At 68.8% G+C, this 14,920-nt stretch carries 15 protein-coding genes; 11 read left to right on the forward strand and 4 right to left on the reverse strand.

The window, feature by feature from the left end:
- Window positions 1-66 precede the first annotated feature (66 nt).
- Genes AB6732_RS01450 through AB6732_RS01460 form a run of 3 tightly spaced genes read left to right on the forward strand, consistent with a single transcriptional unit; the run spans window position 67 to window position 3,916 of the window.
- Window positions 67-1,152, forward strand: coding sequence for an ABC transporter permease (locus tag AB6732_RS01450; protein ID WP_370957753.1), 1,086 nt, complete (start codon window positions 67-69; stop codon window positions 1,150-1,152).
- A complete protein-coding gene (locus AB6732_RS01455; protein WP_370957754.1) occupies window positions 1,152-2,204 on the forward strand; it encodes an ABC transporter permease in 1,053 nt (350 codons plus the stop codon). Before AB6732_RS01450 ends, AB6732_RS01455 begins: the two co-directional genes overlap by 1 nt.
- Window positions 2,201-3,916 (forward strand): ABC transporter ATP-binding protein, encoded by a 1,716-nt coding sequence (locus AB6732_RS01460; protein WP_370957755.1) that lies wholly within the window; start codon window positions 2,201-2,203, stop codon window positions 3,914-3,916. Before AB6732_RS01455 ends, AB6732_RS01460 begins: the two co-directional genes overlap by 4 nt.
- Window positions 3,917-4,027: 111 nt before the next feature.
- Here AB6732_RS01460 and AB6732_RS01465 read toward each other — a convergent pair whose 3' ends face one another.
- Window positions 4,028-4,495 (reverse strand): group II truncated hemoglobin, encoded by a 468-nt coding sequence (locus tag AB6732_RS01465; protein WP_370957756.1) that lies wholly within the window; start codon window positions 4,493-4,495, stop codon window positions 4,028-4,030.
- A 108-nt stretch (window positions 4,496-4,603) separates the two neighbouring features.
- Here AB6732_RS01465 and AB6732_RS01470 point away from each other — a divergent pair, with 108 nt between their 5' ends.
- The 7 genes from AB6732_RS01470 (at window position 4,604) to AB6732_RS01500 (ending at window position 10,600) form a co-directional block, all read left to right on the forward strand.
- Entirely contained in the window at window positions 4,604-6,199 is a 1,596-nt protein-coding gene (locus tag AB6732_RS01470) for a Na+/H+ antiporter (protein WP_370957757.1), read from the forward strand.
- A gap of 103 nt (window positions 6,200-6,302) precedes the next feature.
- A complete protein-coding gene (locus AB6732_RS01475) occupies window positions 6,303-7,247 on the forward strand; it encodes an aldo/keto reductase family oxidoreductase (RefSeq protein ID WP_370959574.1) in 945 nt (314 codons plus the stop codon).
- Window positions 7,248-7,410: 163 nt separating this feature from the next.
- Window positions 7,411-8,271, forward strand: a complete 861-nt coding sequence (locus tag AB6732_RS01480; RefSeq protein ID WP_066211663.1) for a CoA ester lyase — start codon at window positions 7,411-7,413, stop codon at window positions 8,269-8,271.
- Window positions 8,272-8,284: 13 nt separating this feature from the next.
- Window positions 8,285-8,512 (forward strand): DUF3188 domain-containing protein, encoded by a 228-nt coding sequence (locus tag AB6732_RS01485; RefSeq protein ID WP_370957758.1) that lies wholly within the window; start codon window positions 8,285-8,287, stop codon window positions 8,510-8,512.
- A 125-nt stretch (window positions 8,513-8,637) separates the two neighbouring features.
- Window positions 8,638-9,087 carry a MaoC family dehydratase N-terminal domain-containing protein gene (locus AB6732_RS01490; protein ID WP_278267120.1) on the forward strand — a complete coding sequence of 150 codons (450 nt, stop codon included), beginning with the start codon at window positions 8,638-8,640 and terminating at the stop codon, window positions 9,085-9,087.
- Window positions 9,087-9,539 carry a MaoC family dehydratase gene (locus AB6732_RS01495; protein ID WP_370957759.1) on the forward strand — a complete coding sequence of 151 codons (453 nt, stop codon included), beginning with the start codon at window positions 9,087-9,089 and terminating at the stop codon, window positions 9,537-9,539. Before AB6732_RS01490 ends, AB6732_RS01495 begins: the two co-directional genes overlap by 1 nt.
- Window positions 9,536-10,600, forward strand: coding sequence for a UDP-N-acetylmuramate dehydrogenase (locus AB6732_RS01500; RefSeq protein ID WP_370957760.1), 1,065 nt, complete (start codon window positions 9,536-9,538; stop codon window positions 10,598-10,600). Before AB6732_RS01495 ends, AB6732_RS01500 begins: the two co-directional genes overlap by 4 nt.
- Before the next feature lie 79 nt (window positions 10,601-10,679).
- Here the strand turns inward: AB6732_RS01500 and AB6732_RS01505 are convergent, their stop codons facing one another.
- A complete protein-coding gene (locus AB6732_RS01505; protein ID WP_370957761.1) occupies window positions 10,680-11,156 on the reverse strand; it encodes a hypothetical protein in 477 nt (158 codons plus the stop codon).
- Window positions 11,157-11,221: 65 nt separating this feature from the next.
- Between AB6732_RS01505 and AB6732_RS01510 the strand changes: the two genes are divergently transcribed.
- On the forward strand, window positions 11,222-12,361 hold the full coding sequence (locus tag AB6732_RS01510) for a winged helix DNA-binding domain-containing protein (protein WP_370957762.1): 1,140 nt from the start codon (window positions 11,222-11,224) through the stop codon (window positions 12,359-12,361).
- A 27-nt stretch (window positions 12,362-12,388) separates the two neighbouring features.
- On the opposite strand, the gene AB6732_RS01515 is transcribed toward AB6732_RS01510, so the two are convergent.
- Window positions 12,389-13,534, reverse strand: coding sequence for an alanine--glyoxylate aminotransferase family protein (locus AB6732_RS01515; protein WP_370957763.1), 1,146 nt, complete (start codon window positions 13,532-13,534; stop codon window positions 12,389-12,391).
- A gap of 228 nt (window positions 13,535-13,762) precedes the next feature.
- Entirely contained in the window at window positions 13,763-14,893 is a 1,131-nt protein-coding gene (gene asd / locus AB6732_RS01520; protein WP_370957764.1) for an aspartate-semialdehyde dehydrogenase, read from the reverse strand.
- Window positions 14,894-14,920 lie beyond the last annotated feature (27 nt).

Here is a 14,920-nt window from a genome sequence, read left to right on the forward strand (position 1 = left end):
CCGCCGCCTGGTGGCCGGGGCTGCAGTCCCCGGCACGGTCACGCACATCTCGACGCAAGGTTCCCCATGTCTTCCATCATCGAAGCTGAGTCGCCCGAGGCACTCAGCCCCGCTGTCTCCCCCCGGAGCAGCGGGGGAGTTGGCCGGTACATCCTGGTCCGCTTCCTGCTCATCTTCCCCACGATCTTCATCCTGGTCACCCTGGTCTTCTTCCTCATGCGGGTCACCGGCGACCCCATCACCGCGGCACTGGGCGGACGCCTGCCGCAGGACCAGCTCGACGCCAGGATCCACGAGGCCGGCTACGACCGGCCCATCCTCGTCCAGTACTTCGAATACCTCGGCCAGATCGCCACGGGTAACTTCGGCACCACCATTTCGGACCGCCGGCCCGTCGCGGAGATGCTCGCGACTTTCGGCACCGCGACCCTCGAACTGACCTTCAACGCCCTCGTGGTGGCGTTGCTGATCGGCATCCCGCTCGGCATGATCGCCGCCCACAAGCGGGACAAGGCGCCGGACGCCGTCCTGCGCTTCTTCGCCATCCTGGGCTACGCCACCCCCGTGTTCTTCGCGGGCCTGCTGCTCAAGCTCACCTTCTCCGTGGCACTCGGCTGGTTGCCGGTCTCCGGGCGCGCGTCCACCACGACGGAACTCGCCATGAGCCAGCTCGCGGCCCCCACCGGGATCTACTGGCTGGACGCGTTGCGCAGCGGAAACCTCGACGCCTTCGGTGACGTTGTCAAGCACGCGATACTCCCGGCCATCGCCCTCGGTCTGCTGACCGCGGGCATCTTCCTGCGCCTCGTGCGCACCAACCTGATCGGCACCCTCGGGAAGGACTATGTGGAGGCCGGGCGTTCGCGCGGTGTGAGCGAGTACCGCCTCGTCACCAAGCACGCCTACAAGCCCGCGCTCATCCCGATCATCACCGTGATGGGCCTCCAGATCGCCATGATGCTCGGCGGCGCGGTCCTCACGGAGACGACGTTCGAATGGAAGGGTCTGGGCTACCAGCTGGCGCAGTACCTGACCGCTCGCGACTTCGTGGCCGTGCAGGGCATCGTCATGCTGCTCGCCGTGATCGTGGCCGTGACCAACTTCGTGGTGGACATCGTGGCCGCCATCATCGACCCCCGGGTGAGGTACTGATGTCTGCAACTCCGACGACGCCGGCCTCCGTGCCACAGCGCCCCCAGGGCGGCTCCTGGCTGCGCCGCCTTCCCGTCATCTCCCATCTGCGCCAGAGTGTCGGCCTCCAGCGCGGCATGCTCGTGCTCGGCACCGCGCTCACCGTGCTCTTCGTCCTCGTGGCCCTGCTGGCGCCCGTGATCGCGCCCTACGGCTACTCCCAGATCTCCGACGCCGACGGCACCTTCCCGGCCCAGGCCGCCCCCGGTGGCAAACACCTGTGGGGCACCACGGTCGGCGGCTATGACGTCTTCTCCCGTGCGGTGTGGGGTTCCCAGACCGCGGTGATCGTGATTCTCGTGTCGGTGGCTCTGTCCCTCGTGCTGGGTGTCCTGCTGGGCCTGGTCAGCGGGTACCTCGGCGGCTGGGTGGACCGGATCCTGGTGGTCATCGCCGACGCGATCTACGCCTTCCCGTCCCTGCTCCTGGCCATCGTCATGTCCATCGTGATCAGCCACGGCCAGTCCAGCTTCTGGGGCGGCGTGCTCGCCTGTGCGTTCTCGATCACCGTGGTGTTCGTGCCGCAGTACTTCCGTGTGATCCGCGCGGAGACCATCCGCCTCAAGGCCGAGCCGTTCGTGGAGTCCGCCAAGGTGGTGGGTGCTTCCCCGTGGCGCATCATGGGCCGTCACATCTTCAAGAACGCCACCCGCACCCTGCCGCTCATCTTCACGCTGAACTCCTCGGAGGCCATCCTGACGCTGGCGGGCCTGGGCTTCCTGGGCTTCGGCATCGAACCGACGTCCGCGGCCGAGTGGGGCTTCGACCTGAACAAGGCCATGTCCGACGCCTCGTCCGGGATCTGGTGGACTGGCGTCTTCCCGGGCGCCGCGATCGTGCTGACCGTCCTGGGCCTCACGCTCATGGGTGAGAGCATGAACGATCTCAACGACCCGCGACTGCGCGGACGCCGCAGGCCGGGCCGCAAGGGCGCATCCCGTGGCGCCGTCGCCGGCTCCGCTCAGGGCGCCCAGAATGCGCCGGGTTCGAACGGAAAGGAAGCCACCGCATGAACGCGGCAGCACATCGCGGGGCGACCGGTCCCGCGCAGCAGGACACTGGGGCCGCGGTCCTGGACATCGAGCACCTGAACGTCACGTTCGCCACCGACGGCGGAGACGTCCACGCGGTGAAGGACGTCAGTCTGGAGGTGCGTCCGGGCGAGGTCCTCGCGATCGTCGGCGAGTCCGGCTCCGGCAAGACCGTGACGGCGCGGACCATCCTGGGCCTGCTGCCCGAGACGGCCACCAGCCAGGGCGCCGTGCTCATCAACGGCCGGAACGTCGTCAGCGTCAGCCCCGCCGAGCTCCGGAGGATCCGCGGCCGGGACGTGGCGATGGTGTTTCAGGAGCCGTCGACGGCCCTGAACCCGGTGTTCACCATCGGCTGGCAGATCGCCGAGGGCATCCGGGCCCACGCCCGCGACGGTCAGAAGGTCTCGGCCAAGGACGCCAAGGCCCGTGCGGTCGAGGCGCTGCGCAAGGTCGGCATCCCGGAACCCGAGGTCCGGGTGGACTACTACCCCCACCAGCTCTCCGGCGGCCAGAAGCAGCGCGTGGTCATCGCCGCGGCGCTGGCGCTGGATCCCGGACTGATCGTGGCGGACGAGCCCACCACGGCCCTCGATGTCACCGTGCAGGCGGAGATCCTCGAGCTCCTGCGGGAACTCCGGGACGACTACGGCACCTCGATCGTGCTCATCACCCACAACATGGGCGTGGTGGCCGACCTGGCCGACCGCGTCGTGGTCATGTACCGCGGCGATGTCGTGGAGGAGGCGCCCGTCCGGACCCTGTTCGCCGAGCCGAAACAGGACTACACCAAGGACCTGCTGGCCGCGGTGCCGCACCTGGGCCGGAACTCCGCGTCGGAGGGCGCCGAGGGACGGCTTCACCAGGACGGCAGAATCCTCGTGGAGGCCAAGGGCCTGAGCATCGAGTTCCCGGGCCGTTTCGGCCGCCCGGGCTTCAAGGCCGTGGACGACGTCAGCTTCACCATCCGGGAGCGCGAGGTCTTCGGCCTGGTGGGCGAGTCGGGCTCCGGCAAGTCCACCATCGGCCGCGCCATCGCGGGCCTGAACCGGGTCACGGGCGGCAGCCTGACCGTGTTCGGGCAGGAGATGCTCGGGTTCCGGGAGAAGAACTTCAAGCCGCTCCGTAAGGACATCGGGTTCGTGTTCCAGGATCCCGCGGCTTCCTTCAATCCGCACCTCACCATCGGGGAGTGCATCGCCGAGCCGCTCATCATCCACCGGAAGCCGAGCGCGGCTGAGGCGCGCAAGCGCGTCGGCGAACTGCTCGAATCGGTGCAGCTTCCGGCGTCGTACGCGTCGCGGTACCCGCACGAACTCTCGGGTGGCCAGCGGCAGAGGGCCTCGCTCGCGCGGTCCCTGGCGCTGAACCCGCCGCTCGTGATCGCGGACGAGCCGACCTCCGCCCTGGACGTCTCCGTGCAGGCGAAGGTCCTGGAACTCTTCCGGGACATCCAGGAGGAATACGGTTTCGCGGCGCTCTTCATCAGCCACGACCTGGCGGTCGTGGACATGCTCTCCCACTGGGTGGGCGTGCTGCTCAAGGGCAAGCTCGTGGAACAGGGCATCGGAAGCCAGATCATGGGACACCCGAGCCAGGAGTACACCAAGCGGCTCATCGCCTCGCTGCCCGTGCCGGATCCGGACGAGCAGGCGGCCCGCCGCCAGGCGTACCGGGCGGGGCTGACCGCCTGAGCCTGTCATCCTGATCGGAATGCCTGATTCACTGCCGAGTTCGGGGGATCGTGCCGGGAACGGGGCCTGCAAGCCCCGCCTCCGCAAAGATCCCCCGAACTCGGCGGTCCGTCAGGGTTCCACCAATCCGTCCCAGGACCACTGCGGCATCCGCAGTCCGGAGGGGACATCGTCCGCGCTCCGGTGGTAGCGGTACATGTCCACCGTGGTGGCCCAGGTGAAGTAGTCGTGGAGCGTCCGCCGGAGCCGTTCATCGGACGCCAAGCCCGCGTCCTCCAAAGCCAGGTCGAAACAGGCGACGGCCCGGGCGTTCATCTCCTCGTGTTCCCCGTTTCCGCTGTGCAGGCGGACCACTGAACTCTGGTCACCGAAGGCCTCAGAGTAGAGCTTCGGTCCGCCCAGGGACTCGGCCCAGTAGGCTGCCAGACGCGGTGTGTGATCAGGTCTGGCCCCGTTCCGGAAAGCATGGCTCACGACGGCGTCGGCCAGCACCCGCCGGTGCCAGGCCTCCGCGAGGGCGAGCAGGCCGTCGAAGCCACCCGCTGCGTCGAAGACGGATGGGGAATGATCCGAGCGCATACCAGCACCATACTCTTCGCCGAGTTCGGGGGTTCGTGCCGAGTTCGAGGCCTGCAGACCCCGATGCCAGAACGAACCCCCGAACTCGGCGGATGGAACAATGGCGGCATGGAACAGCTCGCACTCATCGTCGGATTGCTCTTCGCCACGGTGCTCGCCGTCGGCCTCGGGGACCGCCTGAAACTCCCGTACCCGGTGCTCATGCTGCTGATGGCCATGGTCATGACCTTCATCCCCGGGTTCCCCGAACTGGCGATCGACCCCGAGCTGATCCTCCCGATCTTCCTCCCGCCTTTGCTCTTCGCGACGGCTCAGCGCAGCTCCTGGCAGGTGTTCCAGCTGCGCTGGCGCACCCTGCTGTGGCTCGCCGTGGGGCTCGTGGTGGTGACCACGGTGTTCGTCGCCGGAGCCGCCTGGCTCCTCATCCCTGGCATCGGCATCCCCGCGGCCATCGCCCTCGGCGCCATGGTGGCACCGCCGGATCCGGTCGCCGTCGAATCCGTGGCCGGCAAGGTCCACATGCCCCGCAAGCTCATGAACATCCTGCAGAGCGAGGGCCTGTTCAACGACGCGGCCGCCATCGTGATCTTCCAGGCCGCCGTCGCCGCGACCCTGGCAGGCCGGAACCTCGACGCGAGCCTGGTGCCGAAATTCCTCCTGGGCATCGTCCTCGCCGTGATCATCGGCGTGCTCATGGGCTACGCGGCGAAGCTCGTCACCTGGCTCGTCACCGCGGGTGTCGCGCGCACCGCCGTGAGCCTCGTGGTCCCCTTCGCCGCGTACATCCTGGCGGAAGAGGTGCACGCCTCGGGTGTCATCGCCGTCGTCGTCGTGGCCCTGGAGATGAAGCGGCACGCACGGCCCGAGGACGCGGCGGAGCGCGTGAGCCAGGCGGCGTTCTGGGACGTGGTGGAACTGCTCGCGACGGGCCTGGCGTTCGGTCTGGTCGGCCTCGACATCCGCCAGGTCATCCAGCATGAAGGCACCGGGATCTTCGAGATGGTCCCGGCGGCCATCGCGGTCTGCGCCGTGGTGGTGGCGGTCCGGTTCCTGTGGATGTGGCTGTACCTGTCCACTCGGCGGTCGCTGTACCGGGGTGACTGGGTGGGCATGCTCAAGGACGTCATCATCCTCAGCTACAGCGGCATGCGCGGCCTGGCCACCCTCGCCCTGGCGCTCGCTTTGCCTCTGGTGCTCGACGACGGCTCGGCCTTCCCGGCCCGCTCCCAGATCCTGGTGACCGCCTGCGCCGTGCTTCTGGTGACGCTCGTGCTCCCCGGCCTGACGCTGCCGGCCCTCATGAAGGTGCTCAAGGCGCAGGACGACGGCGCCGAGGAGAAGGAGGCCACCCGCATGCTCGGCCGCCGGGCGCAGAAAGCCGCCATGCTGGCCCTCAAGGAGAGTGAACTCGTCAACCAGCTCACACCCGAGCAGCAGGCCTTGATGGCCAAGCGCTTCAAGTCCCTGCATCTGGAACTGCAGGGCGCCGATCCGGAGCACCCCGGCAAGGGCCTCCCCGACGACGTCCGGGAACGCTTCGCCAAGGGCCGCGAGCTCATGGTGGCGGCGCAGACGATCGCCCTCGACGCCGCTCGCCAGGAGGTCCTCGTGGCCCGCAAGGAACTGGGCATGGATCCCGAGGTGGCGGACCATGTGCTGCGCCAGCTCGACCTGCGCACCATGGTGATGCCGAAGACGGACTGAGCCGTCCGCGCGCCGCTGTTCAGGCGCCTGCCGTGACTGGCGGCGTCGCCATGGGCCGTGAAAGAGTTCCTGTATGAGCCAGAACACAGAGCACGGGTCCGGCATGGGCCGGATCATCTACGGCTGCATGGGTCTCGGCGGAGCCTGGGAGCCCACCCAGTACACCGAGGCGGACGTGGCGCAGGCGTCAGAGGTCATCGACGCTGCCCTGGCGATCGGCGTCGAGCTGTTCGATCACGCGGACATCTACCGCTTCGGCAAGGCCGAGGCCGTGTTCGGCGAGGTCCTGGCGGCGCGGCCCGAGCTGCGGGACCGGATCCTCCTGCAGAGCAAATGCGGCATTCGGCTTCACGAGAACGGCCTCAACAACTACTACGACCTCAGCTACGACTCCATCATGGAGCGCGTCGAGGGCATTCTGAGCCGGCTGCGGACCGACCACCTGGACACGCTGCTGTTCCACCGGCCGGACCCGCTGCTCAACCGTGAGGAGGCCGCCCGCGCGGTGCGCGAACTCCTGGCGGACGGACGCATCAAGGCGCTGGGCGTCTCCAACATGTCCACAGCGCAGATGGAACACCTTCAGGACGCACTCTCCACCCCACTGGTCGCGAACCAGCTCGAGATGAGCCTCGGCACTCGCGACTGGCTGGATTCGACCGTCACGGTCAACCATCGTCAGGGCGCCGGCAACCCGTTCCCGCACGGCACGCTGGAGCACTGCATGAGCCGCGGAATCGAACTGCAGGCGTACGGGTCGCTGGCCAACGGCCGCTACACCGGCGGCGTGCCGGCTCAGGACCTGAACGAGGCGGACCGCGCGACGGCGGAACTGGTCCAGGAGCTCGCCGCTCAGTTCGGCGTGGCGCCGGAATCCGTGCTGCTCGGCTGGCTCATGAAGCACCCGGCCCGCATCTCCCCGGTGATCGGGACCACGAACCCGGCCCGCATCGCCGCCTGCGCGGACGCCATCGCGGTGGCCGAGCGGATGGACCGGCTCCAGTGGTACCGGCTGTGGATCACGGCCCGGGGCGAGTTCATCCCGTAGCCGTCGGGCCGGTGCGGCCGCTCCCGTCTGGCTATACCGGTCTAGGGCCAAGGTGACGCTTGCCGCTCGGAATCTGTGAGAAAAGTCAAATAAAACCAGATATGACTGTCCGGGGCCCACAAACGCTTGGGCGGGTGCGGCCCCGGACCGGTACCGTATTCTCATGAGTTCTTCCGTCACTTCCACTGGTCGTCCCACTCGAAAAGTCAGCCCGGATATCGCCCGTTCGTGGCTCCTGGTCAACGCCATGAAGACGGAACTCTTCGATGACGCCGCCGCCTCCCGCGCGGACGCCATCATCCTGGACATCGAGGACGCCGTGGACCCCTCGCACAAGGACGAGGCCCGCGACAACGTCCGCGGCTGGCTGGAAGCCGGCGGGCAGGCCTGGGTCCGCATCAACGACGCCACGAGCCCCTTCTGGGCCGATGACCTGGCCGGCCTCCGCGGCACCCCGGGTCTGCTCGGCGTGATGCTCGCGAAGACGGAGTCCGCCGACCAGGTGACCGAGTCCTACCACCGCATGGACGGCAAGACCCCCGTGATCGCCCTGGTGGAGTCCGCCGTCGGCATCGAAGAGGCCAACAACATCGCGAAGGGTCAGGGCTGCTTCCGCCTGGCGTTCGGTTCCGGCGACTTCCGCCGCGACACCGGTATGGCGGCGACCCCGGAGGCCATGGCCTACCCGCGGGCCAAGCTCGTCGTCGCGAGCCGCGTGGGCGGCCTGCCGGGCCCCATCGACGGCCCCACCGTCGGCAGCAACCACCCCATCCTGCGTGAGCAGAGCGCCATCACCGTCACCATGGGCATGACCGGCAAGCTCTGCCTCGCCACGGATCAGACGGCCATCATCAACGAGGTCATCAGCCCCACGCCGTCCGACGTCGCTTGGGCCACCGACTTCATGAACGACTTCGAGGCCAACGGCCGCGTGATCCGTGACGGCTCCGACCTGCCCCGCCTGGGCCGTGCGGAGAAGATCATGAAGCTCGCCACCGCCTTCGGCGTCACCCCGGCTCTCTAGAGCGGGCTCCTCGATGCTGGGTGACTTCTGGGCGAACGCGTCCACCGTGTACAAGACCGTGGTGCTCAGCGCCCTCGGCTTCATGGTGGTGGGCCTCGGCCTGAACATCATCGGCCTGGTGAAGCACAACAACCCCCTCGCGATCGGGGCGCTCCCGGTCATCGGCGTGGGTCTTCTGCTCCACGTGGCGGGCATGGTGATCCGCACCCGCGAACTCCGCAAGGGCCGCCCGGGGAAGTAGCCCCCGCCGTCGTGCGCGAAGTGACAGATGATGCCCGGAAGATGCGTTCTTCCGGGCTTCATCTGTAACCTCGGTGAGCCACGCAGCCGACCTACCGTAGTAGGTGAGGCAAGTAGGCTTGTTCCATGAGTATCAATCCCGATCTGCAGGGCCGCAGCTACCCGGCCGCCGAGGTGTACGAGGTGGGCCGCGAGAAGGTCCGCGAGTTCGCCCGCGCGGTGAAGGCCACCCATCCGGCACACTTCGACGTCGAGGCCGCCCAGGCGCTCGGCCACGCCGATCTGGTGGCGCCGCCCACCTTCGCCATCATCGTGGCGCAGCGGGCCGACGCCCAGCTGATCGAGGACCCCGAATCCGGGATCGACTTCTCCCGCGTCGTGCACGCGGACCAGCGCTTCACGCACCACCGCCCCATCGTCGCCGGTGACCGCCTCGTGGCCGAGCTCCACGTGGACACCGTCCGCGGCATGGGCGGCGGCGCCATGATCACCACCCGTTCGGAGATCTCGACCGTGGACGGCGAGAAGGTCGCCACCACCACGTCGTCCATCCTGGTCCGCGGAGAGGGACAGTAATGCCTGCACTGAATCGGCCTGCACTGAACGAGCTGGAGAAGGGCCAGGAGATCGGCCGCCGCGTCATCGACGTGAACCGCGTCGACCTCGTGAAGTACGCCGGGGCCTCCGGCGACTTCAACCCGATCCACTGGAACGAAGCCTTCGCTCAGGGTGTCGAGCTGCCGGGCGTGATCGCCCACGGCATGTTCACCATGGGCTCCGCCGTCCAGCTGGTCACCGACTGGGCGGGCGATCCCGGCGCGGTGGTCGGCTACCAGACCCGCTTCACCAAGCCGGTCCTGGTCCAGGACACCACCGGCACCGAGGAGCCGGGCGCGCAGGTCGAAGTTGTCGGCGTTGTCGGCGCGCTCGACGAAGAGGCCGGCACCGCCCGGATCGACCTCACCGTCACCTTCGACGGTCAGCGCGTCCTCATGAAGGCCCAGGCCGTGGTGAAGCTCTCCGCATGACACAGCCGACGCTGGCCGATCTGACCACCACCCGCGTGGGCGGCCCCGCGGGCCGTTACGTGGAGGCCGACTCCGAAGCCGCGATCATCGACGCCGTCCGCAGCGCCGACGCGGCGGGTGAGGATCTCCTGATCCTCGGCGGGGGATCGAACCTCCTGGTGTCCGACGACGGGTACCCCGGGACCGTCCTGCGCATCACGTCGCGGGGCATCCGGATCTCCTCTGAGGAGACCTGCGGTGGCGCCACCGTCACGGTCCAGGCCGGGCATCCCTGGGACGAGTTCGTGCACCACAGCGTGCTGCACGCGCACTCCGGTGTCGAGGCGCTGTCGGGGATCCCCGGCAGCACGGGGGCGACGCCCGTGCAGAACGTCGGAGCGTACGGTGCGGATGTCTCCCAGACCATCGCCCAGGTGCGGACGTGGGACCGCGGCACGAACGCCGTCCGGACGTTCACCCTCTCCGAGCTGGAGTTCGGGTACCGGGATTCGATCCTCAAACGGACCACGAGCAACGGGTCCCCGCGCTTCGTGGTGCTGAGTGTGACGTTCCAGTTCCCGCTGGGCCGCATGAGCGCCCCGATCCGCTACGCCGAGCTGGCGCGCACCCTGGGCGTGGAGCCGGGGGAGCGGGCCAACGCGCTGGAGGTCCGTCACGCCGTGCTCGAGCTCCGCAAGGGCAAGGGCATGGTGCTGGACCCGGAGGATCACGACACGTGGTCCACGGGGTCCTTCTTCACCAACCCCGTGGTCAGCGAGGCGGAGGCGGCCCGGCTGCCGGAGGACGCACCCCGGTACCCGGCGGGCGACGGGCTGGTGAAGCTGTCCGCGGCATGGCTGATCGACCACGCAGGCTTCCCGAAGGGCTTCGGCCTGGCTGAGGACTCCGTGACGGGTGGCCGCGCCTCATTGTCCACCAAGCACACCCTGGCGCTCACCAACCGCGGCGGCGCCAGCGCTCAGGACCTCCTGGCCCTGGCGCGCGAGGTGCGCGGCGGCGTGGAGGCGGCGTTCGGCGTCGTGCTCCACAACGAGCCGCTGCTCATCGGTCTGGAACTCTGACCCTCACTCCATCGACCGCTCCGTAGCATGCTGTTTTCCCGGAAAATCGGCCGGGAATGACATCGTACGGAGCGGTCGATCAGGCTTCGGGTTCGTCCAGTGAGCAGGCGCGGCTGAAGAGCAGGTAGCTGAGTGCCGACGCGCAGGCTCCGGTGAGGAAGACCTGGCTGAAGGCGAGGGTCTGCGAGGTGGGGCCGCCCACGAGGAACAGGCCGATCACGGAGAAGGCGATCGCGCCCGCGAGCATCATGAGCGCGCCGAAGTAGAAACTGCGCACCATCACGGGCAGTTCGTTGCTGAGGGAGAGCTGCCACCGTGCGGAGCGGGGCTTGTCGAGGGGCTGCGAGAACACCGCGCAGGCCAGGAGGACGATCGACAGTGCCGCGGCGGTCGAGCCGACCACTTGGATCATCTGCAGGGTGCTCGACACCTTCAGGCCCGAGGTGATCGCCACGAACAGGGCCGCGCCCATGCCGAGGATCGCCAGCAGCCAGCCGGGCACGGCCAGGCAGCGGCTCATCAGGCGCATGTTCGGCCAGAGTTCTCCCAGGGTCACTCATCCACCTTATCCGGTGCGACGCCGCCGGGCCGGTGTCGCACCCCAGTGCCTAGGATGACACCATGGCCTCGACGCTGACTCCCCGGGACATCCCGCGCCTCCGGCTCCTCAGCCACGGGCTTCTGCCGGCTCCGGACGGATTCCCCCGCCCCGCTTTCCACGCCCCGGAGGACGTGGTGGGCTGGATGACCGCCCTGCAGGGGCAGGACTGGTATTCGGTCCCGTGGTCGATCGGCGCTCGGTGGACCGGTGGCGCGACGACGGCGGCCCAGGCGTCCGCGGCTTCCGCGGCTGCGGTGCGCCAGGCCTTCGCCGACGGCAGGATCGTGCGCTCGTGGCCCATGCGCGGCACCTTGCACACGCTCCTCCCGCAGGACCTTCCCCTATTCCATGCGCTGACCTCGGAACGCCTCCTGAAGTCGATGGCCTCCCGGCACCGGAATCTGAGCATCGTCCCGGAGGACTGGGAGAAGGCCCGGGCCGTGGTGCGCGGGACCCTGGGCGGCGGCGGCCGGGCCACGAGGGCCGAACTGTTCGCGGCCCTCGAAGAGGCGGGACAGGGCACCCGGGAGCAACGCGGCGCCCACTTGCTCCTGGTGCTGTCCATCACCGGGACTCTCGTTCAGGGACCCGCGGACGGGAAGGAGCACCTCTTCGTCCTGCAGGACGAGTGGATCGCCTCGCCGCGTGAGCTGTCCGTCGAGGACGCCCTCGACGACCTGCTGGAACGCTACGTCCGCAGTCACGGCCCGGCGACCATCCGCGACTTCGCCTGGTGGACCGGCCTGCCCCTCGGCCCGTGCCGGGAAGCGCAGCTCCGCCTCGGGGAGCGGGTGCGCGAATACGAGGGTGGCTGGCTGCTGAGTGCGGAGACCGCCGCGTGGCTGGACGCCCGTGACGGCGAGCCGCTGCCGGGCGCGCGGTCGTTCCACCTGCTGGCCGGCTTCGACGAGTACATCCTCGGGTACACGGACCGCAGTCCTGTCCTCGCCCGCGAGCACTTCGACCTGATCGTGCCCGGCGGCAACGGCATGTTCAAACGCACGATGATGAGTGGTGGCGTGACGGACGGGACGTGGTCCACGGACTCGCGCGGGGCCGTCGTGCTTGAACCGTTCGACGCGGACGGCGCCCGGCCGCACCGTTCGAGTGCGGCGCGGGCGGCCGCCTATCAGCGGTTCATGGGCACTCAGCGGATGTAGGTGTTGCCCTGCCGGTGCCCGAGCCGGCTAGAGCCCCAAACGGTCCAGGGCGGCGCGCAGTCGCTCCACCGTGCCGTCGACGTCGCCCAGCTTGTCCAGCCCGAACAGCCCGACGCGGAACGTGGTGAAGTCCTCCGGCTCCCCGCAGTGCAGCGGCACACCGGCGGCGACCTGGACGCCCTCCCGCGCGAAGCGCGCTCCGGATTTCAGCTGGGGGTCGGTGGTGTGAACGACCACGACGCTTGGCGCCGCGAATTCCGAGGCCGCCACCGACGGCAGACCGCGCTCCGCGAGAAGCTCGCGGACTCGCCGCCCGAGCTCTTCCTGGGCCGAGCGCAGTTCGTCGTAGCCGCGGTCCCGCGTCTCGATCATCTGGGCGAGGTTCCGCACGATCGTGTCCGTCGGCATCGTGGCGTGGTACGCGGCCCGGCCTTCGCGGTAGGCCTCGGAGATGTTCAGCCAGGTCCGCAGGTCGAGGGCGAAGCTCGTCGAGGCGCGGGACTCCACGAACTCCCGGGCCGTCCTGCTGAGCATGACGTAACCGACGCCGGGAGAACCGCTCCAGCCCTTCTGCGGGGCGCTGAGGAGGACGTCCACCCCGAGCCCCCGCATGTCCACGAGCAGGGCGCCGGAGGCGATGCAGTCGAGCACCAGCACGCCGCCCACCTCGTGCACGGCGTCGGCGAGGCCCCGGATGTATTCGTCGGGGAGGACCATGCCGGCCGCCGTCTCGACATGCGGCGCGAACACGACGGCGGGCCGCTCGGCGCGGATGGCGGCCACCACCTCGTCGAGCGGGGCAGGGCTCCACGCCGCCTGCGCCCCCTCGCCGTCCGGGCGTGCGGCACAGACCGTGACGCTCGACGCGATGGAGCCGGCTTCGAGGATCTGGGACCAGCGATACGAGAAGAGCCCATTGCGCACCACCAGGGCATGGACTCCCGCGGCGAAGTGCCGCGCGACCGATTCCATGGCGTAGCTTCCGCCGCCGTTGACGAGGGCGACGGCGTCCGCGGAGTACGCGGTGCGGAGGATCTCGAGCGTCTGCTGCATCGCGGTGACGAAGCGCTGGGACATGTGGTTCAGGGACCGGTCCGTGAAGACCACCGAGTACTCCAGCAGGCCATCGGGGTCGACATCGGGACGGGGCAGCTCAGGCGTGGGCAGGTTCATGGCTCCATCGTGGCATGACCGGTGCGGCAAGCACAGTACCGGGGCTGCCTTGTGGACGGAGCTCTGCACATAGCGCTCTGCACATGACGGAGGACCGCTGCGCCGTCCCGGCACCCCAGACGCCCCGCCCGCGCGCCGCGCGCCCGCCGTCGTCGGGCCGGAAACGCCGAAGGCGCAGACTCCCGTGGGAGTCCGCGCCTTCCGGAGACGCCGGGAAAGCCGGAACGGTCAGAGGCGGCCGGTGGCGATGCTGACCATGCGGCGCAGCGGCTCGGCGGCGCCCCAAAGCAGCTGGTCGCCGACCGTGAAGGCGCTGATGTACTCGGGGCCCATCTCCATCTTGCGGATGCGGCCGACCGGGATGTTGAGCGTGCCCGAGGCGGCGACGGGGGTGAGGTCGTTCATGGACGCCTCCTTGACGTTCGGCACCACGGTGGCCCATTCGTTGTCCGCGTCGATGATCTTCTCGATCTCCTCGACGGAGAGGTCCTCGCGGAGCTTGAGGGTGAGTGCCTGGGAGTGGGAGCGCATGGCGCCGATCCGTACGCAGAGGCCGTCCATGATAATGCGGTCCGCGTCGGTGGTGCCGAGGATCTTGTTGGTCTCCACACCGGCCTTCCACTCCTCGCGGCTCTGGCCGTTGCCGAGGTCCGAGTCGATCCAGGGGATGAGCGATCCCGCGAGCGGCACCCCGAACTGGGCGGCGTCGACGCCGTCGCGCTGGTGGGCCAGGACCTTGCGGTCGATCTCCAGGATCGCCGACGCCGGGTCCTGCAGCTCGCTGCTGACCTCGGCGTTCAGGGTGCCGAACTGGTTGAGCAGCTCGCGCATGTGCCGCGCGCCGCCGCCCGAGGCCGCCTGGTACGTCATGGAGGTGCCCCACTCGACCAGGTTGTTCTTGAACAGGCCGCCCAGGCCCATGAGCATGCAGGACACGGTGCAGTTGCCGCCGATGAAGTCCTTCACCCCGGATTCCAGCCCCCGGTCGATGACGTCACGGTTGATGGGGTCCAGGACGATGATCGAGTCGTCGTTCATGCGCAGCGTGGAGGCGGCGTCGATCCACAGGCCGTCCCAGCCGCGCGAGCGCAGCGCGGTGTGGACCTGCTTCGTGTAGTCCCCGCCCTGAGCGGTGACGATGATCGGCAGCTTGGCCAGGGTGTCGATGTCGAACGCGTCTTCCAGCGTGCCGGTGCCCTCAGCGAAGGACGGGGCGGCACCCCCTGCGTTGGAGGTGGAGAAGAAGACGGGGTTCAGGCTGGCAAAGTCATTCTCTTCCTGCATGCGCTGCATGAGGACGGAACCGACCATGCCACGCCACCCGACAAAACCTACGGAAGGCACGGCTACGTTAGTCATGACCTGATTTTACGGGGAAAGACGCTC

This window comes from Arthrobacter sp. RCC_34, assembly GCF_041360795.1.
GTDB lineage: Bacteria > Actinomycetota > Actinomycetes > Actinomycetales > Micrococcaceae > Arthrobacter_E.